The 24,565-nt window shown below is 55.1% G+C and carries 21 protein-coding genes; 2 read left to right on the forward strand and 19 right to left on the reverse strand.

Annotation, left to right across the window (positions count from 1 at the left end; all coding sequences use genetic code 11):
• Positions 1 to 2 precede the first annotated feature (2 nt).
• Entirely contained in the window at positions 3 to 935 is a 933-nt protein-coding gene (locus NST69_RS24495; RefSeq protein WP_340957263.1) for an IS3 family transposase, read from the forward strand.
• Positions 936 to 1,559: 624 nt separating this feature from the next.
• Here the strand turns inward: NST69_RS24495 and NST69_RS24500 are convergent.
• From NST69_RS24500 to nifB, 16 genes are all read right to left on the reverse strand, one after another.
• Positions 1,560 to 2,555, reverse strand: coding sequence for an MBL fold metallo-hydrolase (locus NST69_RS24500; protein ID WP_340980166.1), 996 nt, complete (start codon positions 2,553 to 2,555; stop codon positions 1,560 to 1,562).
• Positions 2,556 to 2,596: 41 nt separating this feature from the next.
• On the reverse strand, positions 2,597 to 3,334 hold the full coding sequence (locus NST69_RS24505) for a class I SAM-dependent methyltransferase (RefSeq protein WP_340980167.1): 738 nt from the start codon (positions 3,332 to 3,334) through the stop codon (positions 2,597 to 2,599).
• Between the two features lie 506 nt (positions 3,335 to 3,840).
• Positions 3,841 to 3,966, reverse strand: coding sequence for a hypothetical protein (locus tag NST69_RS24510; protein ID WP_268748450.1), 126 nt, complete (start codon positions 3,964 to 3,966; stop codon positions 3,841 to 3,843).
• Between the two features lie 110 nt (positions 3,967 to 4,076).
• Complete coding sequence (locus NST69_RS24515) at positions 4,077 to 5,792, reverse strand: alpha-glucosidase (RefSeq protein ID WP_209876087.1); 1,716 nt, start codon at positions 5,790 to 5,792, stop codon at positions 4,077 to 4,079.
• Positions 5,793 to 6,045: 253 nt separating this feature from the next.
• Positions 6,046 to 7,257: a collagen-like protein gene (locus tag NST69_RS24520; RefSeq protein ID WP_342547391.1), complete on the reverse strand. Its 1,212-nt coding sequence runs from the start codon at positions 7,255 to 7,257 to the stop codon at positions 6,046 to 6,048.
• Between the two features lie 377 nt (positions 7,258 to 7,634).
• Positions 7,635 to 8,405 (reverse strand): Cof-type HAD-IIB family hydrolase, encoded by a 771-nt coding sequence (locus NST69_RS24525; RefSeq protein WP_245368363.1) that lies wholly within the window; start codon positions 8,403 to 8,405, stop codon positions 7,635 to 7,637.
• A 396-nt stretch (positions 8,406 to 8,801) separates the two neighbouring features.
• Complete coding sequence (locus NST69_RS24530; protein ID WP_342547392.1) at positions 8,802 to 9,944, reverse strand: homocysteine methyltransferase; 1,143 nt, start codon at positions 9,942 to 9,944, stop codon at positions 8,802 to 8,804.
• Complete coding sequence (locus tag NST69_RS24535) at positions 9,941 to 10,693, reverse strand: HesA/MoeB/ThiF family protein (protein WP_339311380.1); 753 nt, start codon at positions 10,691 to 10,693, stop codon at positions 9,941 to 9,943. Before NST69_RS24535 ends, NST69_RS24530 begins: the two co-directional genes overlap by 4 nt.
• A gap of 47 nt (positions 10,694 to 10,740) precedes the next feature.
• A complete protein-coding gene (locus tag NST69_RS24540; protein ID WP_342547393.1) occupies positions 10,741 to 11,307 on the reverse strand; it encodes a DUF269 domain-containing protein in 567 nt (188 codons plus the stop codon).
• Positions 11,291 to 11,695, reverse strand: a complete 405-nt coding sequence (gene nifX, locus NST69_RS24545) for a nitrogen fixation protein NifX (protein ID WP_342547394.1) — start codon at positions 11,693 to 11,695, stop codon at positions 11,291 to 11,293. The genes NST69_RS24540 and nifX overlap by 17 nt, the downstream gene beginning before the upstream one ends.
• The gene (nifN, locus tag NST69_RS24550) at positions 11,670 to 12,998 is read right to left on the reverse strand and encodes a nitrogenase iron-molybdenum cofactor biosynthesis protein NifN (protein WP_342547395.1); all 1,329 of its coding nucleotides are present in this window, start codon (positions 12,996 to 12,998) and stop codon (positions 11,670 to 11,672) included. The genes nifX and nifN overlap by 26 nt, the downstream gene beginning before the upstream one ends.
• Entirely contained in the window at positions 12,988 to 14,352 is a 1,365-nt protein-coding gene (nifE, locus tag NST69_RS24555; RefSeq protein WP_342547396.1) for a nitrogenase iron-molybdenum cofactor biosynthesis protein NifE, read from the reverse strand. The genes nifN and nifE overlap by 11 nt, the downstream gene beginning before the upstream one ends.
• An 88-nt stretch (positions 14,353 to 14,440) precedes the next feature.
• Positions 14,441 to 16,000: a nitrogenase molybdenum-iron protein subunit beta gene (gene nifK, locus NST69_RS24560; RefSeq protein ID WP_339311389.1), complete on the reverse strand. Its 1,560-nt coding sequence runs from the start codon at positions 15,998 to 16,000 to the stop codon at positions 14,441 to 14,443.
• Positions 15,997 to 17,454 carry a nitrogenase molybdenum-iron protein alpha chain gene (gene nifD / locus NST69_RS24565; RefSeq protein ID WP_342547397.1) on the reverse strand — a complete coding sequence of 486 codons (1,458 nt, stop codon included), beginning with the start codon at positions 17,452 to 17,454 and terminating at the stop codon, positions 15,997 to 15,999. Before nifD ends, nifK begins: the two co-directional genes overlap by 4 nt.
• A gap of 261 nt (positions 17,455 to 17,715) precedes the next feature.
• On the reverse strand, positions 17,716 to 18,582 hold the full coding sequence (nifH, locus tag NST69_RS24570) for a nitrogenase iron protein (protein ID WP_342547399.1): 867 nt from the start codon (positions 18,580 to 18,582) through the stop codon (positions 17,716 to 17,718).
• Positions 18,583 to 18,588: 6 nt separating this feature from the next.
• On the reverse strand, positions 18,589 to 19,956 hold the full coding sequence (gene nifB / locus NST69_RS24575; protein WP_339311394.1) for a nitrogenase cofactor biosynthesis protein NifB: 1,368 nt from the start codon (positions 19,954 to 19,956) through the stop codon (positions 18,589 to 18,591).
• Positions 19,957 to 20,525: 569 nt separating this feature from the next.
• On the opposite strand from nifB, the gene NST69_RS24580 reads away from it, so the two are divergent.
• Entirely contained in the window at positions 20,526 to 21,353 is an 828-nt protein-coding gene (locus NST69_RS24580; RefSeq protein WP_076083072.1) for a TerC family protein, read from the forward strand.
• 549 nt (positions 21,354 to 21,902) lie between these two features.
• Here NST69_RS24580 and NST69_RS24585 read toward each other — a convergent pair.
• The 3 genes from NST69_RS24585 to NST69_RS24595 are packed head-to-tail and all read right to left on the reverse strand — an operon-like array spanning position 21,903 to position 24,410.
• The gene (locus NST69_RS24585) at positions 21,903 to 22,655 is read right to left on the reverse strand and encodes an ABC transporter permease (RefSeq protein ID WP_342547400.1); all 753 of its coding nucleotides are present in this window, start codon (positions 22,653 to 22,655) and stop codon (positions 21,903 to 21,905) included.
• Complete coding sequence (locus NST69_RS24590) at positions 22,649 to 23,431, reverse strand: ABC transporter ATP-binding protein (protein ID WP_342547401.1); 783 nt, start codon at positions 23,429 to 23,431, stop codon at positions 22,649 to 22,651. Before NST69_RS24590 ends, NST69_RS24585 begins: the two co-directional genes overlap by 7 nt.
• On the reverse strand, positions 23,412 to 24,410 hold the full coding sequence (locus NST69_RS24595; protein ID WP_342547402.1) for an ABC transporter substrate-binding protein: 999 nt from the start codon (positions 24,408 to 24,410) through the stop codon (positions 23,412 to 23,414). Before NST69_RS24595 ends, NST69_RS24590 begins: the two co-directional genes overlap by 20 nt.
• Positions 24,411 to 24,565 lie beyond the last annotated feature (155 nt).

Here is a 24,565-nt window from a genome sequence, read left to right on the forward strand (position 1 = left end):
ACATGTTCATTAAGCAGGGGAATACCGCAGCGTTGGTACTACGTCTCGTGGGGCTAGCAGAGTCTACGTATTACGACCGTAAGAAACGCAAGAAGCAGGATGTACAGGCCGTACCCCAGGGGCGCGGAAGACCCGTACCCGGCTATTCCCTGACCGAGTCTGGAGAGAAGATTAGCGACGAGGAAATCCAGGAATGGCTGCTGGAATTAATCGCTGGAGAGGAGCACGTGTACGGGTACAAACTGCTGGCCAAGTGCTTGTGGAACCAGCACGGGCTGAGGCTCAATCACAAGAAAAGCTACCGGCTGTGTCAGGCGCTGGATATCCTACAGCCGCAGCGTCACAAGCGTTTTAAGCATCCTCGGAAGCTGCCGGAGAACCGGGTCATTACAGGGGCGGGTCAGCTCTGGCAGATGGACATTAAGTACGGTTACGTGGCGGGCCAGGGCAGGCATTTCTTTGTCCTGAGTATTATCGATGTCTTTACCCGTGTCATCGTCGGCTACCACCGCGGATCGTCGTGTGAAGCCAAGCACGCCTGCCAGACGCTGGGACGCGCCATGGAGCAACACTGCGCCCCTGACAGCGCACGCCCGGTGATCCGCACCGACAATGGTCCACAGTTCGTCAGCCATCTGTTTGGCGACATGTGTGAAAGCTGGGAAATGACCCATGAACGCATTCCGCCTCGAACGCCGGATTTAAATGCTTTTATTGAATCGTTCCACAGTAATATCGATCGGGATTTGTTCCGCAAAGAGGCCTTCGAGACGTTCGAAGAGGCCTATGAAGCCGTGGACCGGTACATGGACTTCTACAACAATCGCAGAATGCATACAAGCCTTCGGAACATGCCGCCAGCTACCTTTGCGGAATGGGTCTTGACCCTAGAAGACCGCTCCCGCTTCTTCTGGCCGAGAGAAAAAGCGAAATAAAGAGCATATCTACGACAAGTACCGATTTTATACGGAGGACTCCGGGATAAGGGGGTCGCACCGAATCAATGGGATTTATCCCTTTCATTTCTGCTCATCCGCCATTTTCAGCTGAATCAATGGGATTTATCCCTTTCATTTCTGCTCATCCGCCATTTTCAGCTGAATCAATGGGATTTATCCCTTTGAATCTCATACCTCACCGCTTACAGCCGACTTTGGAGGAGGGATGAGATGAGTAGTGTTGTTTTCAGGCTACAAGTTCTCACCAACGAATTAGCCATTTCTTCCAGGCATTCCAGTTCTCTAGGTTCTCAGAATAATGTGAGGGTAACATCAGGCGAATAAGCGTGTTAGAGTCAACGGGTTGTGTGCAGCGGGGTATCAGCAGCGGGTTGTACCATTGAGTTACGGGTTGTGAGTTACGGGTTGTAAGTTACGGGTTGTGAGCTTAAGAGTTATGAATTGTGAGTTACGTGTTATGAGCTACTTGTGAATTGGCTGAGTGTGATGAGCTACGTGTATGTGTTATGAACTACATGTGATGAGCAGCGGGCTATCGGCAGCAGATTACAGTATGTTGTAATCTGCTGCCAGGAGCACGCACTGCTTCCTCGCACCAGTCTACTCCACAGCCGTGAAAAGCAGGCCGCCGCCTGGCCCGGCCTCCGTCTCGGCCGCCCGCCCCCGGCGCACCAGCTCGGCCAGATGGGCCAGCGCCTCGCTCATGGCGAACCGCATCTGGTGCGCTGTCGCGACCCGGCTGCGGAACAGCCCCTCGCAGACCGCGAACCCGCTCTGCGGTCCGCCTGCGAGCAGCGCGGCTGTAGCATCCAGCCGCTCCTCATGGTGCCGGAGCAGGCTGTCCGCCCGCGCCGTGAACCCCGGGAACGGTTCCCGGTGGCCCGGGAACGCCAGCGTAACCCGCAGGCTGCGCAACTCCCGCAGCCCCTCCAGGAACGTCAGCAGCGGCTGCGGATCGCTGCCCGGCTGCAGGCCGACATTGGGCGAGATCTGCGGCAGCACAGCATCGCCGCAGAGGATCTGCCCGCTGCCGCCGTGGTAGAATGACACATGCCCCGGCGCATGCCCGCCTGTGATAATGGGCTGCCATTTCCGGCTGCCCATCACAAACGGCTCCGCGGCATTGATATAGGTGACCTCCGGCTGCGGGGTCACCTCGGGCAGGAAGCTATCCAGATGCTCACGGATACCCAGAAGCCACTCCTCCGGCATGCCATGCCGCCGGAAAAAGAGCGGCAGCGCTTCATTCAGAATCGCCTCGTCCCCCCAGGCCAGGGCAGCCTCGGCATGCGCCCGCTCGCTCATCCACACCCGCGCTCCGCTGCGGGACTGCATCCAGCCTGCCAGCCCGTAATGGTCGGGATGATGATGGGTCACCACGATATCCCGCACCTGCGTCCAGGTAAGGCTCAGCGCCTCGAGTACCCCCTGCCAGGCATGCTCGGCAGCCGGTGTATGCGGTCCTGGATCAATGACCGTAACCCTGCCGTCCTTGTCCGGCAGAAGATAGCTGTTAACCTGGCGCAGCGGCAGCCCCATTGGTACAGATACCTGAAGAACTCCTTCGTCCCAAGCTTGAATGATCTCCTTGTTCAACCTTCCTTCGCCTCCTCTAAGCCCTCTCCCTGATGCCATCTCTAAGGTCTGCCTCCCATGAAGATCATGCGGGCTGAGGCTTCAGTGTCATATTCCTCTTCATCGTAGCCGCCGTGAACGGTATCCAGCCGCAGCCCGGCAGCGTCAAGCATTCTGCGGAAATCCTCCAGCGTGTAGAGCTTCACCCGTTCCTGGCACCTGCGGGCCGGAGCGCTCCCGGCCTTCGAGGTCAGCAGGATCTCCTTTTTCACATACCCCTCCTCGATCCGGCGGGTCTCGTCAATCGTGATATCTCCATCCTCGCGGACCGAATGGGGCACCAGATGGCGGATGACGTAAGCCGGGTTCAGGAAATCAATGAGGAACCGGCCACCCGGCTTCAGCATCCGGCAGATCTCCTTAAGCACCTTAATCTGCTCCTCATCCTCTTCAAAATACCCAAAAGAAGTGAACAAATTGACCACAGCATCGAAGCCGCCCGTAAGCGGAAGCTCACGCATATCCGAGCGCAGCCAGGTTACCTGCTCCGCACCCGCCTGCGCACGCGCCTCACGCAGCAGCACCTCCGACAGATCCACGCCCGTTACTTCATAGCCAGCCTGCGACAGAGCCAGCGAATGGCGGCCCATGCCGCAGCAGAGGTCCAGCACCTTCGCGCCCCGGGGCAGGCCAAGCCACTGGATCAGGCTCTCCACCTCATGACGCGCACCGCTGAAATCCCTGTGTCTGTATACAATCAGATAGTCCTCGCCAAAACATTGCTCATACCACTCACTCATCTCTCTCCTAACTCCCTCCATACCCCGCTTCACCGCACGGGCTTTCCCTGTCTCTAATAACGCCTATTGTACCGCCTTTTACTATAGAAGCCCAGCGAAGTCACAGACCTGCAACACATAATCATTTATTTATATTTAAAGGAATAGGATCACAGTGCGGGTTAAAAACGTATTACCTCGCGGCGTATATGTATTCAGTTTTCCGCATACATTCGGCCTACTCACCCTCCACGTGCCCATTGTATTCGGTTTTCCGCATACATTCGGCCTACTCGCCCTCCACGTGCCCATTGTATTCGGTTTTCCGCATACATTCGGCCTACTCGCCCTCCATGTGCCCATTGTATTCGGTTTTCCGCATACATTCGGCCCACTCGCCCTCGACGTGCCCATTGTATTCGGTTTTCCGCATACATTCGGCCCACTCGCCCTCCATGTGCCCATTGTATTCGGTTTTCCGCATACATTTTACCTCCTCAACTAGTCCGTCCTGCATACGCTGAAAATTAGTTGCACTCCTCCTGCTGCCCCTCCCCCTGCTCTTCTTCCTGCTCTTTCTCCTGCTCTTCCTCCTGCTCTTTCTCCCGCTCCTTCCTCAGCCCTACCATCCCCACAGAGCAGAAACGATTCATGGAATCGTAATTTCCTGAACAAACACAAACAGCAGCCCCGGTACCGCCGGGGCTGCTGCACATCTGTACGTTTGGTTATGAAGTAAGTTATGGGATCCTAAGTTATAGCTTCACTTCGCTTTAGCAGAGCCCTTATCCAACCGCTGGAGATACACGCGCGCTTCATAAGGGCGGAGCTTCAACTGCTGGAGATCCTCCTCCTGAGCAGGCTCATAATTGGAGATCAGCATCTCCAGCTTCGCGGCCGGCTGGAATTCCTCCGGCAGCTCGAATACCGGCTCATGCCCAAAGAAATTCAGGACCACGAGCAGGCGCTCGTCCTCCAGCGTCCGGGTATAGGCATAGATTTCGGGATGCTCCTTCAGCAGCAGTCCATATTCGCCGTAGACGATGACCTGATGTTTTTTACGCAGCTGGATCAGCTTTTTATAATAGTTGTAAATAGAGTCGGGGTCCTTGACGCTGCTGGCTGCGTTGATCTCCCGGGAGTTCGAGTTGACCCTGATCCACGGGACACCTGTGGTGAACCCGCCATCCTCGCCATCATCCCATTGCATCGGAGTCCGGGCATTGTCGCGGCTTTTGGTATGAATAGCAGCCATGATGTCGGCTTCGGGAACACCGGCGTTGCGCTTTTCCTCATAATAGTTCAAGGTCTCCACATCCCGGTAATCATCGATCGACTCGAAGGCCACATTGGTCATGCCGATCTCCTCACCCTGATAAATATACGGCGTGCCTTCAAGCATATGAATGAAGGTGGCGAGCATCTTGGCCGACGGAACCCGGTAGTACAGGTCATCGCCGAACCGCGAGACCGAGCGCGGCTGGTCGTGATTACACAGATAGTTGGCGTTCCAGCCCCGGTTATGCAGGACGGTCTGCCAATCGCTGATGATGGTCTTAAGCTCCGTCAGCTTCCAGGGCACCACATCCCATTTCCCGCTGCCCGGCGAGGCGGCATCCAGATTCATATGCTCGAACTGAAAGGTCATATTCAGCTCGCGGCGTCCGTCTCCAACATAATCCAGCGCCTGCTCCGGCCCGAGGCCGGAGGTCTCCCCTACCGTCATGATGTCGTAGTAATAGAGCACCTGATCGTGCAGATTCTGCAGCAGGGTATGCACATGATTCAGGTTCGAGAACATGTCATAGGCGCGGACAGTGGGGGTGCCGCCTGGATTCAGGGCATCCGGGTAGCCTTCCGCCTTCACAATATGGGCAATTGCATCGAAGCGGAAGCCATCCACACCCTTCTTCAGCCACCATTGCACCATCTCGTGCAGCTTGTCGATGACGGCCGGATTCTCCCAGTTGAGATCGGGCTGGAACCTGGAGTACAAGTGCAGATAATATTCATCCGTCCGGGGGTCAAGCTCCCAGACCGAGCCGCTGAAGTAGGATTCCCAGTTGTTCGGGGGGCCGCCGTTTTTGCCTTTGCGCCAGATATAATAGTCCCGTTTGGGATTATCCTTCGAGCTTCTCGATTCAACGAACCACGGGTGCTCATGCGAGGTATGGTTCAGCACCAGATCCATCATCAGCTTCATGCCGCGGGAATGCATCTCGCGCAGCAGCAGGTCGAAGTCATCCATCGTGCCGAATTCCTTCATAATGTCGCAGTAGTCGCTGATATCATAGCCATTGTCATGGTTCGGGGATTTATAAATCGGGCAGACCCAGATCACATCCACCCCGAGGTCCTGCAAGTAATCAAGCTTCGATAAGATCCCGCGCAGATCTCCAATGCCGTCACCGTTACTGTCCATGAAGCTAATCGGATAGATCTGGTAGACAACACTCTCTTTCCACCATTTAGGGTTCACTTCAGATACCTCCGCTTCTCTCGATTCCTGTGGTGCTAGACATAATAATATATCTTAACCATACTGGCTGAAGTGAATAACAATTTATCTAAAAAGCGTATAACTGCTCCTTAGTGTCAACCCCAGAACAGCAACTTCAACAACTGCGTATCTACAAGCCTTATAGACCCTTGCCGAAAAAAGAAAGGGCGGAAACCCGATCAGGTCCCTCGCCATCTAAACAACCCTGCTCTTTATCCTTGCAGTTGATCTGCTAGGCCAGCTGCTTAATCACAATCGAAGCATTGACATTGGCTTGTGTGCCCCCAGCCAGCGTCTGCAGTGTGACGGCGGCAGATGAGCTGTGATTCCGGAGCGTCAGCACATCACCTGAGGATAAAGCGATTATCGCCTGCCCGGTATTCTGCTGAGTGCCTGCGCCCGATCCATAGACCGTTCCCGGAACCTGTGCCCCATTCACGAATAGGGCGAACTGGCTGGGCTCCACACCGGATACCGAGAAATTAACCTCATAGATTCCGGCATTGGCAACCGAAATTGTAGTTGTCCCAGGGGCATGTGTAATTCCCGGAGTAATCAGCCCATTCGTATCAAAAGACACATCTGCCTCAATCGGCACTACCTGTGCTCCGAGATTATATACATAAGCAAACTGGGCGATTCCTCCAGCCGCTCCTGTGGCCCCGGTTGCACCCGCTGGACCGGCAACTCCTGTTGCCCCTGTGGCTCCAGCTGGCCCTGCTACACCTGTAGCGCCTGTGGCCCCGGCGGACCCTGCTGCACCTGTAGCGCCTGTGGCCCCGGCGGGCCCTGCTGCTCCATCTGCTCCGGCAGGACCTGCCGGGCCTACAGGGCCTGCCGCTCCGCCCGCTCCTGCGGGTCCTGCCGGTCCTACTGCTCCCGCAGGTCCTGCGGGTCCTACAGGGCCTGCGGGTCCTGGTGCGCCCGCCGGCCCTGCCGGGCCAATCCCTCCCAGCGCTCCGGCTATCCCAGCTGCTCCCGCTGCACCTAACGCACCGGCTGCTCCTGCGGCTCCGGCTGCTCCGAGTGCACCCTGAGCTCCGGCTGCACCCAATGCTCCGGCTGCTCCCGCTGCACCCAGAAGCCCGGCAGCCCCGGCGGCTCCACGGGCACCAGCTGCCCCGCCTGCTCCTGCTGCCCCGCCTGCTCCTGCTGCTCCGCCTACGCCTGCGGCTCCGAGCGCACCAGCCGCTCCCGCGGCTCCAGCTGTTCCCAGTGCTTCTACAGCTCCAGCCGCATTCAAGGCTCCTGCGGCTCCGGCTGCACCCAAAGCACCTAATGGAATATTAACGCGGACAATTTGCTTTTTGACGATAATATTTTTCTTGCAGCTGCAATTGTTGTCCTTCCGTTTTCTCACGGGACGTTTCGCTCTCGGCAAAGGGCATCCGGTAAGCTCCTCTGTGCAGCTCCGCTTTTTCTTCTTATATTCCGTACGACCCATATTCGACACCTCCTATAGACTCTATGTATCCTACTCCGTTCACCCAGAAAGGGCATGGACATTCATCCTGTAGGCAAATAATTATTTTATGGAAAAGTGGTTAATTGTACAGGATGGACAAGCTCAATTCACCCCGTCAGGCCGGAGTTTGTTCTCATACCCGCTCACCACCCGTCCACCAAAAACATATACTATTGCCGGACAAAAAGCTTTCATTGCCCCGTTGATCATATTTGATTGCAATGCAAAAAAAGAGTATTCCATTGCATAAACTGCAATCGAATACTCTTCCAGTAAAGCACCATGCTAAATCCGGGAGTAAGAATATCACCTCAAGAGTTCAATGAAGTGAGACCATAGCAACCGAGTGCTCCTATTTACAGCAGCCCGACCATCTTCAAGCCTTCATAGATCCCGTCCTCGCGGACAGATTTCGTAATGAAGGAGGCGGCCGCCTTCGCTGCCTTCTCGCCGTTGCCCATGGCAATGCCATACCCGACATACCCCAGCATCTCCACATCATTCAGGCCATCGCCAAAAGCATAGACCTCTTCCTTCTTCACCCCGATCACCTTCAGCATCTCCGCGATCCCGTTCGCTTTGGAGCCGTTGCCGGGCAGCACATCCATACACAGCGGGTGCCAGCGGATGAAATTCAGCTCCGGGTACCGCTCGGCATAGATCTGCTGACTCTCCTGCGGACAGAAGATCATCGCCTGGTAAATGTCATTTTTCAGAAAATATCCCGCATCATGCGTCGGAAATACCAGCTTCAGCGAACCAACGCTCGTATTGATGTACTCATGATCGGCCACATTCACTCTCATGCCCGCCGTATCCGTATACGCAACAGGGTGATCCAGCTTCTCCGCGAACAAGGTCAGCTCCTCCAGCACGCTGGTCGCAATCGGGTTCTTGTACACCGGCTTCCCTTCATAGACTACATACTGCCCGTTCAGCGAGACATATGAGTCAATTCCCAGCTCCCCGCGCAGCCCCTCGAACATATAATCCGCTCTTCCGGTAGCAATTGCTACATGGTGCCCGCGTCTCTTCAGTTCCGCTATCGCTTCTCTGGTGGAAGCCGGAATATTCTTGTCTTCATCATAGATCGTACCGTCAATATCGAAAAAAATCGTTTTCTTCAAAGTGATGCCTTCCCTTCTCCATACGCTCTGCCTATTTACAGCCTGCTCAAATTGTAACAAAATCCTCCGTCAAAGTAGAGTCTATTCTCCCCCCGGCCTGCCAGCCCCGGATATCATCAGCCGTTGTATTCCAAAAAAAGCTGCGCCGCACTCCACATGGAGGACAGCCCAGCTTAAGCATCCGCATATATAAAACGCACTTATAGTAGAACTCAAAGCTTGGTCGTCACTGCGGTGAACATTTGGACTTCCGGCCGCTGTTGTATTTTGGATTTCCTAATTGCAACCACTCCTCGTGGTAGAAATCCAAACACAATGGCGGTCGCTATCGCTCCTCCAGTTCCAAATTTCCCCTCCGCTTCTTTTTGCTTTTTGTTAAATTCTTTAGTGCGTTGCCTACACCGCGTTCTGCGCGCGCTGCTGCTCTTCCATCAGCCACTGCAGCAGCATGACTTCCGGCACAGTGCCCTTGCGGGCCTCCGCGTAGGCCCGGACCTTCTCCAGCAGACGGCCGGCCGTCTCGGCGCTGACCGCAAGTCCCTGCTGCTCCAGCACATGGGCCACGCCGCCGCTGCCGGAATGCTTGCCCAGCACATAGCGGTGCGCGCGGCCGACCACCGCCGGATCGAAGAACTGATACGTCTCCTGCTCCTTCATCAGCCCGTCCACATGAATCCCGGATTCATGGGTGAAGGCGAGCTGTCCCACGACCGGCTTCGCATCGCCGACACTGCGGCCGGACGCGGCAATAACCTTGTCCGCGAGGCTCTGGAGCCCCTCCAGCCGGACCGCGCATTCCCCGCCGTACAAATAGCGCCAGGCCATGGCTACTTCCTCCATGGCCGCATTGCCGGTCCTCTCGCCGATCCCGGCCACCGTCGTACTGGCCCACACCGCTCCGGCGGCGATGCCGCTGAGCGTATTCGCGCAGGCCAGCCCGAAGTCATTGTGGCAGTGTACCTCCAGCTCCACATCCCCAGGCACTGCGCCCAGCAGCTGGCTTACCCGCTCTGCCATCTGGCCCGGATGATGGGCTGAGACGGTATCTGCATACCGGAACCTGCGGATGCCTTCCTTGTATAAGGTATTCACCACTTCGATCAGGAAGCCTATATCCGCCCTGGAGGAGTCCTCCATGCCTGCCGATACAGTCATACCCTGCCGCAGCCCGTACTCCACGGTACGCAGCAGCTTGTTCAGACCTTCCTGGGGTGTCAGCCCCAGCTTGCCCTGCAGCTGAATCTCCGACACCGGAATGGAGATATGGCTCCAGTTCACGCCGGTAGCCTTGGCCTTGTCAATATCCCCGGGGACCGAGCGGTTCCATGTCATTAGCTTCATGGGTAATCCCAGCTCAGCAACAGCGGCAATATCCTCCTGCTCCCGCTTGCCCATGGCAGGAATGCCTACCTCTGCTTGCTCTACTCCGCTCTCCGACAGCAACTTTGCGATTTCCAGCTTTTCCGCCCTCGTGAATGATACTCCAGCCGCCTGTTCACCATCCCTGAGTGTCGTGTCACATAGCTTGAGACGTTTCACGGTTTACCTCCCTCTCCGCAGCAAGCGCAATTCGGATTACGGGCAATACGGACGCTATAACAGGCGAAGTCGAGTGAGCTGAAGCGATGCATTACGCCCGCGTAAGTTGTCCCTACCCCTGTAATCCATTTTACGGCCTCCAGCGCTGCCAGACAACCGGCAATCCCGGAGGTGGCGCCCAGAACCGGGAACCCGAGCGGCTCCCACTGCGGCGGCACCACCGGATACAGGCACTCGAGGCAAGGCGTAAGTCCGGGAATCACCGTAGTAAGCGATATTTCAAAGCCATACATGGCCGCTTCCACCATAGGTGTATTCGTATCGACACATAGCCGGTTCAGCGCATAACGCTCCGGGAAGTCGTAGCGGGCATCGATGACAAGATCGGCTGCTTCCACCCAAGGCCATGCCGCAGGATATTCAATTCTGGAATTATAGCCTTCAATCTCTACATGCGGATTCAGCTGCTTCAGCCGGGCAACCGCCGTACTCATCCGCTCCTGACCCAGATGCCCGCTGTCCATCAGAATCTGCCGGTTCAGGTCAGGGGCTACAATGACCCCCTCATGGGCCAAAATAAGCCGGCCTACTCCAGCCGCCGCCAAATAGAGGGCAGCCGTTCCGCCAAGCCCGCCGATTCCGGCCACCATAACCGTCGCTTCCTTCAGCGCCTTCTGCCCGTCTTCCCCGACCAGCTTCAGCTGCCGGGTGTACCGTTCCAGCTCCAAACCTCCGGCAAGCTGCTCCATCCCTGACTCCCCCTGTGACCACTTATATTAGATATTCCTTTCTTACTCTAGCCCTCCAGGCTAAGCAGGCCGTGCGCTGAAGTCAGCTCTTTATATTTCTCCAGCCATGCCATTCCTTCTTCAATGCACTCCACCCCGTACGAAATCGTCTTCTCAGCCGAAGTGAACGGGAAGGGGAAGCCGGCCCGCAGGCTCTTAAGCACCACAATGACTCTGCCGCTGTAGAGCAGCCCCCGTCCGAAGCCCTCGCCGTTAATCTCCGCCGTACTCTGGATCATAAGGCCGGTTCTCTCCTCCATAACGCCTGCCATGGCCTGGAACAGCAGCGGCACCTGCTGGCGGACCTTGGGCGACACCGCGCAATTGAATTCCGATTGATCCTTATCCCCGGCAGACGCCAGGAACAGCTTCGCGATCTTCTCCAGCGGAGGAAGGCTGCTGCTACGTCCGAAAAAGTCTCCGGCATCTAGAAGATGACACAGACGCCGGATCAGGGCATCTGCGGTCTCCGGATTCAGCTCCTTGCGCGCTCTGGGACTGCGCTGTCTCACCGCCGCAGCTCCCGGAATCACCGTACACTGCAGTGCCGCACTCTCATTAGCCATGGGTTCCATCAGCATCTCCCCCTTCATTCTCTTCCTCTTCCCGCAGCACCTTGGCCAACCACATCGGAGGCTTGCCTTGAAGCATCTCGACCAACCGCTTCAGCTGCTCTTCGATAGGGCTGCCGAACGGTAGCTTCACCGGCATAATCTTCCGGCGGGTTACCCGCGCAGCAGCCGATGCACCGATCTGCATGATGAAGATCAGAGTACAGTCGCCTATGGAATCCAGGCGGCTGTCGATTTTTCCAGCTTCATCCTGGTGCGGTACGGCAGACAGCTTGCGCAGCTCCAACAGCTCGGCTCCGGCTTTCGTTACATTATATACAGCGAACATCGGACTCTGTCCGAAATGCGCATTCACACGGCTTCCATCATCTGTGGCGAACGCTACTTTCACGGTGCCCTGCCTCCCTTTGCATTAACAGATTCCCTGCCTTATTACTCCATTCCATTGCTCCCCGGTACCCGGCCGAGACGGACATGTAAGCGCCAAGCTCATTCCAGACCGGGAACCCGGCCGGCATGAACGCGGCACCGATCCGCTGTGCCCCGGCGATCCCGTGGGAATTGCTGATCCAGAGATCCGCTCCCTTGCCCAGCACCTCGGCATCATCCAGATCGCCCACCCACACCTCGCGCTCCATTCCGGCAATAAGCGGGGTCTCGAACGAGGTGATCAGCGCCTTCTGCTCTACGCCCAGCTCCTCCAGCCACCCCGAGACCGAATGCAGATGATCCGGTTCCAATGCGGCAACAACCGACATTCCGGCAAATTGAAAATGCGCGTCCAGCATGCTGTCGAGCAGATTCTCCCGCTGCCAGCAATACCGCAGCGGCACCGGCTCCCCGCTGATCTGATGCAGGAAATGCAGCAGTTCATCGGTCGCCTTAAGCCCCATTGCCCCTTCGAATACCTTATACGGGGTCCCTATCGCATTATGCAGCCGTCTGGCCGGACGTTCCATGCTGCCGCCCACGGCAATCGTCAGCCCGGACTGCAGGCTCTGAAGCATAGAGTCCAGCGGAACCCCGCCGCGCGTCAGCGGCGAGAACCCGGTCAGTAGATGGCCGGACAAGGAGGTCGAGATATCCGGCAGCGCAATCACCTCGAAGCCGAAGGAGGAGATGATCTCCTTCAGTTCCATCACATCGGCCGGGGTTAAGAACGAGCCCGGCAGCAGGGTAATCTGCCGGGTATTTACGCTTCTTTGCCCCCGGTGTCCTGCCTGCTGGATCATCTCGTCAATCATGGCCTCCACCGTAGAGCTGAAGCCCGATTCCAGCGATCCGCGAAAATCAGGCAGCACCACGGAGAAGGCGAGACCTCCGCGCATATTCCGCTCTCTTTTATACGTCTTAAGCATGTTCTGATAATCCACACCGGCTACATCGGTCAATTCCGTCCCAATGATGCCGATGATATCCGGGCGGTGCTTGCTCAGCACCAGATTCAGCGCCTCCTCCAGATTGCGGTTGGCATCGAAGATGACATCCATCTCCTGCAGCGCCGAGGTCTGCACGGCTATCGGTTCCCGGAAATGCCGGGTCAGGAGCGCCTTCGGAAAAGCGGAGCAGCCCTGGGAGCCGTGAATCAGCGGCATGGCCCGGTAGCAGCCCTGCAATGCCAGTACGGCACCCAGCGACTGCCCGATCTTCATCGGGTTAACAGATGCGGGCTTTTTTCTCCGGTTAACGGTCATAGGGCGGTGCCTCCTTATCCCAGGGAGCGGGGCTTGCTGCCAGCTTCCAGATCGGGTTCGCAAGTGAATAGGTCAGCTCTTTGGCCAGCCGCAGCAGCCCTTCATATCCGGCATACGCCTTGTGGCGCTCCTGATTAATATCAATGAAGGGAATCTGCTCTTTCATCGCCACATACATATTGCGGCCGCCGGCAATCATAATATCCGCCTTGCGCTCTCTTACCGTCTTAATAATCCGGCTGGCCCCGCCCTCGGGAATGTATTCTGTATCATCACCCACACGGTCGGCAATCCGCCGCACATCATCCTCCGTGCTCTTGTTCGTCCCTACCCCGACGACCTGAACTCCCAGCTCCTTCAGGGCCGAGATGACGGACCAGCTTTTGACGCCGCCCGTATAGAGTACAGCCCGCTTCCCCCTCAGCAGCTTGCGGTAAGGCCGCAGCTCCTGGCTTAAGCGGGCTTCCTCCCGCTCGGTGAGCCGGTCCACCCGCCGCTCCATCTCCCGGTCATTCATCAGATAGGCCATCTGGCGCAGCGAATAGGTCGTCTCCTTCGCACCATAGAACGAGCCTTCGAAATACGGGATACCGTATCTCGCCTCCATCTCCTTGGCAAAGCCCAGCAGCGCCCGGCTGCAGACCACCATATTCACTCTCGCCCGGTGCGCCCACGTAATTTCTTTATAACGGGCATCCCCCGTAATCCGCGAGGTTACGGCGATCCCGGCGCTGTTCATCAGCTTCTCAATATCCCACATCTCACCGGCGATATTGTACTCCCCGATCAGGTTGACCCCCAGGGCCGTCTCCGGCTCCGGCTCCCCCGTCCCGATGACATACTGCAGCAGCGCATCCCCCGCCAGCCGGTTCCCGAGATTCTTGCTGCCGACGAAGCCAGGGCTGTTCACCGGGATAACAGGAATCCCTATCCGGTCCGCCGCCTCTTTGCAGACCGCATCCATATCTTCGCCGATCAGCGCGGTCACGCAGGTTGAATATACAAATATTGCCGGAGGCGCAAAGCGCCCGGCAATATAATCAATGCTGTCCTTCAATTTCTTCTCGCCGCCAAAAATAATATCAGAATCCGTAAGATCCGTAGCGAAGCCGTATCGGGACAGGGAGGGGCCGCTGGATAACGTGCCTCTGCTCTCCCAGCTGTTTCCGGCGCAGGCAATCGGTCCGTGAACCAGATGCGCCGCATCCATAATCGGCAGCAGCGTGATCTGGGCTCCGTCGAAGGAGCAGCCTCCGGCAGCTTCGCCCGGCTTGGGCCTTGGACAGGGCTTCGCCTTAGGCGCTATACTCCCGCAAGCCTGGGAATCAAATTCATCTTGCCGTAAAGGGTCCATCGGCTCTTCATCTCCTTCGCTTAAGAGGCTTGTGTTCCACACGAATCTTGCGCACTTCTATCTTATTAATGGCTAAAGACAAACGGCTCTAGCGCACCAGCTCAAAATTAAAGCCGGAGTTATGATCATCAAGCTGCTGCAGAATCGTGTTCACGATCAGGCTGAGCAGGTTGAGTGTTCCCTGATACCCGATAATCGGATAACGGTGCATATGATGGCGGTCGAAGATCGGGAAGCCGACCCGCACCAGCGGCACCTCCGCATCCTTGGCGGCAAATTTCAGATGGGAGCTGCCAATCGCCAGATCCACCTTGTCATTCAGCAGCAGCGAGCGCATATGCCACAGGTCTTTGCCGACATGCACAGTAGCTTCGGTGCCATACGGACTTGCTGCCAGCAGCGCTTCGGCTTCGTCCTTGAACTTCACTTCATTGAAGTCCACATCACCGTTCGAGCAGATAATGTGCACCGGCTCCATTCCGGTCTCGAGGCAGAACCCGATCAGGCCGATGAGCAGGTCCGGGTCACCTACCAGCGCCACCCGCTTGCCGTGCAGGTAAGGGTGACTGTCCATCAGCGCATCCACGACACGGCCGCGTTCTTCGGTGAGTATTGCTGGAATCGGGAGACCGGTCAGTTCGCTGATCGTATCCAGCAGCGTATCTGTGCCCTTAATGCCCAGCGGCGTGGATAACGCTGCCAGCTGCTGGTTCCAAGTGCCGCTGATATATTCCTGGGTCTTTTTCAGCGTATACTTTTGCAGGGACAAGGTGGCAAGCGCATTGGCTGCCTGCGGAACATCCGCAAGCTTCGTGCCGCCGTAGTAGTATTCATACTCTCCGGTTGCCGGTGAATCGTAGTTCCCGCTGTGGTCTCCAAGTATGGTGTACTTCGTATCGAAGGCACCCAGAATCTTGCGCAGCTCTGCAAAGTTGCCGGTGTATGGCTCGAAGCCCAGCATCACATTCAGCTTCTCTCCGCTCTCCGCGCCGCTCCCCGGCTTGCTCTCAATACCCGAACGGGTATAGAGGTAGCTCAGGATACCCTTGATCATGGCGTCGTAGCCAGTGATATGTGAGCCGACGAAGCTCGGCGTGTTGCAGTAGGCCACCGGATATTCCTCACTGATCACCCCTTTAATGCGGGCATTGCCGATAAAAGAGTTCAGGTCATCCCCGATGACCTCAGCCATACAGGTGGTACAGATCGCAACCATCTCCGGTTTGTACAAGGCGACACTGTTCTCCAGACCGTCAATCAGGTTATTCATCCCGCCGAATACGGCTGCATCCTCTGTCATGGATGTGGACACGGACGGCGTAGGCTCCTTGAAGTGGCGGCTGAGATGGCTGCGGAAGTAGGCGTTGCAGCCCTGCGAACCGTGTACGAACGGCAGCGTCTTCTCGAATCCGAGTGCAGCCATGACCGAACCCAGCGGCTGGCACGCTTTATGCGGATTAATCACCACATTCTGGCGGCTGAAATTCTTCTCCATATATTCTGCAGACTTGGAGTACGCGAGTGCTTCGGCGGTCTCCTGCTCGCTGCAGGGCGCTTCGAACTGCTTCTTGTTCTCCCGCTGCTGCACATAACGCTCTTCCTTGAACAAGCTGGTATTATCTTTAATGTTCAGTTCATCCCTGCTCATACGCCCGCCTCCTTCGGCTCCATTGTTCCTTGTCTGCTCACCAGAGCCCATACAGGGCTGTTCACGGTCATATCCATATCCTTCGCGAACACCTTAAAGCCGTCGAAGCCGTGATACGGGCCGCTATAATCCCAGGAATGCATCTGCCGGAACGGCACGCCCATCTTGTGATAGACATATTTCTCCTTCACGCCTGAGCCCACCAGATCAATGTTCATCTTCTTCGTGAGCTCTTCCAGCTCATAAGCTGTAGGATCATCCATGACAATGGTTCCCTCGGCAAGCATCGGGAGCATCTTCTCATAGTCATCCTTATGGGCGAATTCATAACCGGAGGCTACGATATCCATCCCCAGATCTTCATAAGCACCGATGGTATGGCGGGAACGCAGGCCCCCGATCATCAGCATGACGGTCTTATTTTCCAGGCGAGGTCTGTATTTGCGGATCACTGCATCCATGACCGGCTTGTATCTGGCAATCATCTGCTCGCAATTCTCTTGAATTGTCTCATCGAACAAGGCTGCAATCGCCCGCAGGCTCTCATACGTCTTCGTAGGCCCGAAGAAATTGTATTCCAGATAAGGGATACCGTAGGCTTTCTCCATATGGTCTACCATATAGTTCATGGAGCGGTGGCAGTGGATCAGGGTCAGCTTCGCTTTGTGGGCTACCTCCAGCTCGTTCAGAGAGCCGTCACCGGACCACTGGGCAATAACGCGCAGGCCCATCTCTTCCAGGAGGATACGGGAGGCCCAGGCGTCGCCGCCAATGTTATAGTCCCCGATAATATTGACATCGTAAGGCCCGGTCTCGGCCAGCTCGGCACGGCCCATCACGAAGTCACGGATCGCATCGTTCGCAATATGATGGCCCAGCGACTGGCTGACTCCGCGGAAGCCTTCGCAGCGTACCGGAACAACCGGCATTTCCAGCTCCTTGGACATCTTCTTCGACACCGCTTCGATATCATCACCGATCAGGCCGACCGGGCATTCCGACTGGACGGAGATCCCTTTGGCCAGCGGGAACATCTCGGTAATCTCACGCATAATGACGGCCAGCTTCTTATCCCCGCCGAACACGATATCCGTCTCCTGAAAATCACTGGTAATCTGCATCGCCGTAAAGTTATCGATGCCAAGCGTCCCATTCGCAAAGTTACGGCGTGAGCCCCAGCTATACTGTCCGCAGCCCACCGGCCCGTGACTGATATGGACCATATCCTTGATCGGCCCCCAGACCACCCCTTTGGAGCCGGCATAGGCGCAGCCGCGCGGGGTCATGACACCCGGACGGGATTTGATATTGGACTTCACCGCACAGGTGCTGCAATCAATGGCCTTTTCATCCGCCACCTGAAAATGCTTCTCGCGGTCCTTCCGCGCCTTTTTGGGATAAGCTTCCAGAATCTCTTCAACCAGCTTCTGATTCTCTTCAATATTCAGTCCCATGGTTTGACCCTCCTTCTGTTAATGGCTTACTTAAGAGTTGAACGTTAAGCGTGGTCGTCACTGCGGTGAACATTTGGACTTCCAGCCGCTGTTGTCTCCAGATGTTTTTTATTATTCCGCTTAGCGGATAACATCCGGAGACTGCATATGCTTCCGAAGCGAGCTTTCCTGCGGAAAGCTTTCAGGCGGACGCTACCGCTCCTCCAGTTCCAAATTTCCCCTCCGCTTCTTTACGCTTTTTGTTAAGTTCTTTAGTAAGCCTTATTGCCCGGAAGCCGCCAGCTTCTTGATCGCAGCTTCTTCATCTTCAATGATGCCGAATTCCATCAGCAGCTCTTCCAGCTCTTCCATCGAGATCGGGGTAGGGATCGTCAGCATTTTGTTATTGAGGATTTTCTCGGCCAATATTTCATATTCTTTCGCCTGCTGGTGCTCAGGATTATATTGGGCTACGGTCATTCTGCGCAGCTCGGCATGCTGAACGATGTTGTCGCGGGGAACAAAGTGAATCATCTGTGTGTTCAGGCGGCAGGCCAGCTCCATGATCAGCTCATCCTCACGGTCTGTATTCCGGCTGTTGCAGATCAGGCCGCCGAGTCTTACGCCGCCGCTAGTGGCATATTTCAGGATACCTCGGGCGATATTGTTCGCTGCGTACATCGCCATCATCTCGCCGGAGCAGACGATATAGATCTCCTGGGCCTTGCCCTCACGGATCGGCATGGCGAATCCGCCGCATACTACGTCACCCAGTACGTCATAGGAGACGAAATCCAGATCCTGATAGGCGCCCTCCTGCTCCAGGAAGTTGATCGCAGTGATAATCCCGCGTCCTGCGCAGCCTACCCCCGGCTCCGGCCCGCCGCACTCTACGTTGATAATGTCGCCGAAGCCTGTCTGCAGCACATCCTCAAGCTCCAGGTCCTCTACGGAGCCAAGCTCAGCCGCCAGCTCCAGCACGGAGTTCTGGGCTTTGGTATTCAGGATCAGACGGGTGGAATCCGCCTTCGGGTCGCAGCCTACGATCATGACTCTTTGTTGGAATTTGGTTGCCAGCTGAGCCAGGGTGTTTTGTGAAGTTGTCGATTTACCGATACCGCCTTTACCGTAGAACGCGATTTGTCTCATTGTTCATCATCCCTTCGAAATGTTTAGTTTTTCAAAATAAGAGCTGTACTTCACGCTTTCGAGAATGGCTTCCTGAATGCCGCCTTTGCGGACAAGAGGCAGGACACCGATTGCGTTCAGGCTGGCCCTTGGGGCCTCGCCGATGCCGGAGCAGAGAAGAATACGGCAGTCACTTAGAATTGATATAATTTCTTGCAGCGTAGCTGCTTTGTCACCGTTACAATCGGCCTTGCCATGGCAATAGGCTTGGATCTTGCGGACACCCAGGAGCTGTACATCCGTTCCGTCGGTGTCGTAGACCAGGAACTCAGTGGCATGACCGAAATGCTGATTCACCTTGTCGCCGCCTCTGGTGGCAACCGCGACCCGTGTCTTCGGCCCGCCGGCCTGAATGCGTCTGGCCTGTCTGGCCAAGACGCGCTCGCGGATCTTGGTGTCCAGCTCACGCTGGAACATCGCCCGGGCTTCTTCATTAATGACTGGCTCAGCCTCCATCGCTTCGAGCGGAAAATCGGGATTGCGGTCCTGGCCCAGCAGCCCGATCGCATCGGCCCGGCATTGCCGGCAGTGACGCATCACCTTCATCCCGTCACGGCCCAGCTGCTCCTGCAAATTAAGCAATTCCTTCGGACGGGGTGCCTTACGGCCATCCGCTTCATACTGGCTGCCCGGTGCGAGAATAAGCGGTGTTACATTGTGCAGCGTGGCTCCGAGCTCTTTTACCCGCGCTGACACTGCAGTCAGATGATGATCGTTAATCCCCGGAATCATAATGGAATTCACTTTGACCAGAATCCCCAGCTTCGCCAGCATCTCAAGTCCCAGTAATTGACGGCGGATCAGCAGCTCGGCTGCCTCTCTGCCTTCGTACCGTACGCCTTCATCGAACACCCAGGGATAAATCGCCTGGCCGACCTCAGGGTCAATGGCGTTGATGGTGATCGTGACATGGCGGATGCCCAGCTCCATAATCTCATCCACATGCCGGTACAGCGTGAGTCCGTTAGTGCTGAGACAGAGAGAGACATCAGGCACATGCTTCCTGACCCGGGCGAAGGTATCGAAGGTCTGCTCCGGGTTCGCCAGCGGATCTCCGGGGCCGGCTACACCCACGACCGAGAGCTGCATCAGCCCAGCGGCAACTCCCCGCACCTTGCGTTCCGCCTGCTCCGGAGTAAGCACCTCACTGACCACGCCCGGCCTGCTCTCATTCACACAGTCGAACTTGCGGTTACAGTAATTGCACTGGATGTTACAGGCGGGAGCAACCGGGATGTGCATCCGGGCATAGAAACGGTGGGCCTCCTCGCTGTAGCAAGGGTGGCGGCTAATCTCCTCTTCCGCTTCACTTGATAGACATGACGGCTGCATCATTTCCCACCTCCTAAAAGTTTATGGTTCAAATAGCCTTTGTTTTGGTTAATGTTATTTTATCTAACATTAATTTCACTTGGCCGCTTTAATTAGTTTCATCATATTTTCATTACCGGGGATCGTCAATTAGTCCAACGTTCGTTTTGCCCTTCATTTCCTTTTGTTTGCAGTTTCGCCATATGACATGTCAACTTACATGACTCACACTTATCATGTTTCCGTTTTCAGGCCTGTCATTTCTATTGATAGTTGTTCTTACAAAAACATTGACAACACCTCTTAACTCGGATATGATACTTTTAGCCAGAAACGAATCACCTAAAATTTCATATAATCCCGTAAAGGGGAGTAGCTGTTAGATAAAATCGTCAATACGAGAATATGAGGATATTCTCCGGTTTTATCGGCAATAGATTATTGTTAGCGAGACCTTTACCAACCAGGTTACCTTTATTCCAAAGGCTAATCTGTTTGGTAAAGGTCTTTTTTATATATATTTTTGGTTAAACTAATGGTATCACCGTTAGTTTCTCAAAAAGCAGCTAAACCCACTTGAGGAGGAAACAGCAATGGATTGGGGATTATTATTAGAGTACGGATGGGTATTGCTCGTTCTCGTAGCACTGGAAGGGCTGCTTGCCGCAGACAACGCACTTGTACTCGCAATTATGGTTAAGCATCTTCCTGATGAGGAACGTAAGAAGGCATTGTTCTACGGATTGGCTGGAGCGTTTGTGTTCCGGTTCGGATCGCTGTTCGTCATCTCCTATCTGGTAGACATCTGGCAGGTACAAGCCATCGGTGCGCTATATCTGTTATTTATCGCGGGGAATCACATCTTCCGAAAAGTGTTATTCGCTAAGCCGGTCACGGAAGACGCCGCTGAAAGCGGAAGCCCTGGAGCTGTAAATAAGAAGAAAGCCAGCTTCTGGTTCACCGTACTTAAGGTCGAGGTAGCAGATATTGCCTTTGCTGTAGACTCCATCCTCGCAGCCGTAGCCCTGGCCGTTGCTCTTCCGGCAAGTGGTATCCGCAACATCGGCGGCCTCGACGGCGGACAGTTCCTTGTAATCTTCGCGGGCGGGTTCATTGGTCTCGTGATTATGCGGTTCGCTGCTTCCTTCTTCGTTAAGCTGCTTCACACCCGTCCGGGTCTTGAGGTTGCTGCCTTCTTCATCGTCGGCTGGGTAGGGGTTAAGCTCGCAGTCATCACGCTGGCCCATCCTGCTCTGGGTGTATTGTCTGAAGACTTCGCACACAGCACCTGGTGGAAACTGACCTTCTATGTAGTTCTGATCATCATTGCAGCTACAGGCTGGTTCATGAGCAGTGTCAAGACCGAAGAGAATGTCGGCGAGAATCCTGTCAAGGAAGTCGATAAGCAGCTCGGTAAATAATCTATATTAGAAAGAAAAGCTCTATAAGATGCCCTTAAGATTAGAACTCAAAGCTTGGTCGTCGCTGCGGTGAACATTTGGACTTCCGGCCGCTATTGTATTTGAATTTCCTGATTGAAACCGCTGCTCGCGGTAGAAATCCAAATACAGCTTTTGCTTACGATGCGAGCTTTCCTTCGGAAAGCTTTCAGGCGGTCGCTTCCGCTCCTACAGTTCCAAATTCCCCCTCCGTTTCTTTTTGCTTTTTGTTAATTCTTTAGTTCGTCTTATATAGTCCATAAAAAAGAAATCGCCCCTTTGGGATGGATGGTCGATCTTCCATCTTACCAAAAGGGCGATTTCTTTTTGAGTTTTTGAAACTTAGATGTATTGTATACCGCTTAAACAGCGGAGAGGACGGAACGATTGTGTAGAAGCGGCAGCGGTCGCCTTGGTCTCCGGATTTTCACCACATAGGGGAATAAAAAAAATCTGGAGACCACAGCGATTGGAACAACGGTCCGTTCGCGCAGCGTCCACCCAAGTGCTCACGTTGCTCCCACTCAAACACTATCTCCGCCACTTCATGAATCTGTAATCCAGCACATCCACCAGCAGGAACAGCACGAATCCCACCAGACTGAACAGCATAATTCCGGCATACATCTCAGGGTAGTCCAGCCGCAGCCAGGCATCCATGATAAAGAAGCCCATGCCATGCTCCGTGCCGTAGATTTCGGTGAAAAAGAGTACGGAAATCGCTGTACCCAGCGAAATGCGAATCGTACTGAGGATCACCGATAAAGCGCCGGGAAGCGTCACATTCCAGAATTTCTGCATCGTGCTGGCACCAATACTCGTCAGGACATCATAAGTACTCTCAGGAATAGCCTTCACACCATCGCGTACCGAGATAATGACCTGAAACAGCAGGATCAGCATAATCATCAGCACCTTGGAGGTTTCTCCGAGACCGAAGAAGAGCATAACCACCGGCAGCAGCGCAATTTTGGGAATCGGATAGGTCAGATAGACGACCGGGTCCAATATCCGGTTCCAGAAAGGAGAGCGGCCCATTAGCAGACCGGCCAGCAGACCGAGCAGCAGAGCCAGCAGCACACCTTCAGTGATGCGCATCAGACTGTAGCCGACATTCAGCGCCACATCATGGGCCCCAAGCTGAAACATTGCCTTATAGACCGCGCCCGGGCTGGGAAGAATCGCGTGATTCATGAGCAGATAAGCGACATACCAGAGCGCATTCATTCCGGCAAAAACGAGCAGCAGGCGCAGCAGGTGAACAAAACGCCGTCGTTTTACCATTTCTCCATCATTACCTTTCGGATTCTCTTTGACTGCATAAAGTACTCCTCGCTCTCCCGCTTCTGGGAATGCTTCATGGCAAATACAGCAGCGTTATCGAGAATCTCCGGCGGCTCCTGCTGGCCCGGCAGCATGATGATAATCTTCTGTCCCAAGAGAATCGCCTCCTCCACATCGTGGGTCACGAACAGCGTGGTCGCCGGATGCGCCTGCCAGTTGTCGATAAAAATCTGCTGCAGCTCTTCCCGCGTAATGGCATCCAGCGCCGAGAACGGCTCATCCAGCAGCAGAAGCGTCGGCAGTATGGCAAAGGCGCGGGCAATGGCCACCCGCTGCTGCTGACCGCCGCTCAGTGAGAGCGGAAACCGGCCGGCGAGCTGGGCGATTCCCATGGATTCAAGCCAGTGCATAATTTGCCGGTCCTGCTCCCGCCTACCCCGGCCTGCCCCGCCCGGACGGGCGATCCGCATCGCAATCCCGATATTGTCTTTGACCGTCTTCCAGGGCAGCAGGCCATAATTCTGCGGCACGAGCCCGATTAGCGTGTCCTTGTCATGGACAGATCTGCCATTGAAGAGCAGTTCGCCTTCGTAACCGGGCAGCAGTCCGGCAATCGCCCGCAGCAGCGTGGATTTGCCGCTGCCCGAGGGACCGATCACCGTATAAATCCCGTGCTCCGGCAGGGTCAGGTTCATTTCCCCCAGGGCCAGCTGCCCGTTCTGATAAGCTACATGGAGCTGATTAATGCGGAGACCGCTATTTTTTAAACTGGACATCGGAGATCACATCTTCAGCCGATAGTGTTTTGGTCAACAGTCCTTTTTCACGGGCCCAGGCAAAAGCAGCCTCCACTTCCTTCACATCTACCTGGTTCGCAGGCAGATACTCCGGCACCTTAATCTCATTCTTCAGCGTATCGGGATAGCCCACTTCCTTAATAATCAGGTCGATATATTCCGATTGGTCATGCGTCTTCATATAATCGACAGCCTCATCATAAGCGGCGTACATATCGCGGATTCCTTGACCCTTGGCATCAATGGCACTCTGTGGAAAAGCCAGCACAAACGGATTGATCCCCGCACTATGGGTGGAGCTGAGAACGCGCAGACCGGCAGTACGGCCCATGGTGACAAAAGGCTCCGGCAAAACAGCCGCATCCGCCTTATGATTCTTAAGCAGCTCCAGACGCGTTGGAATCTGCGGCACTTCCGTTACAGTAATATCGGCTTCTGTCAGGCCTGCCTGCTTCAGCATCATGGCAACGGTATACTGGGTTGAGGTGTTCTTGGACAGGATGACGGTCTTCCCCTTCAGATCCTTTACCTCTTTCACTTCATCATTTCCGGTCAGCAGGTCGAATTCACCTGTGGTCGTGCTCGTGATTTTGACATCAAGTCCTGCTTCATTATAGATCGAGATTGCCACCAGATCCGCACTGAGGCCATCTACCTTACCCGCCTGAAAAGCCACATCACGATCCTTCGCGCTCTTGAAGGTCTGGATATCCAGGTTCACATGATGCTTCTGATCAAATCCCTGCTCATGGGCAATAATAAAAGGAATTGCATCGATGGATGGCAGCAGTCCCAGCGATATCGTAACGGCCTCAGCAGCTACAGCTGTAGCAGCTCCTGTATTAGTATCTTTGGCATTTCCTGCCTGATTTGCGCTATCGCATCCGGCAGCTACTACACTGACAGCAGCAGTCAGCACGACTAGCTTCATAAGGTGTTTCCAGTTTCTTGTCTTCATGGATCTTAATTCCCCCATCTCTTATCGGTTACGCTTCATGCGAATTTATTCACATACATAGTACACCCATTGTCCTATTTTGTATATTTATAAATTTAAGTATCAGTTTTCTAATGTCCAATATGTTCATGGAATTCTTTTTACAGCAGCACCCA

Source organism: Paenibacillus sp. FSL P2-0089, from assembly GCF_038595095.1.
In the GTDB taxonomy this organism is placed as follows: Bacteria; Bacillota; Bacilli; order Paenibacillales; family Paenibacillaceae; genus Paenibacillus_AQ; species Paenibacillus_AQ silagei.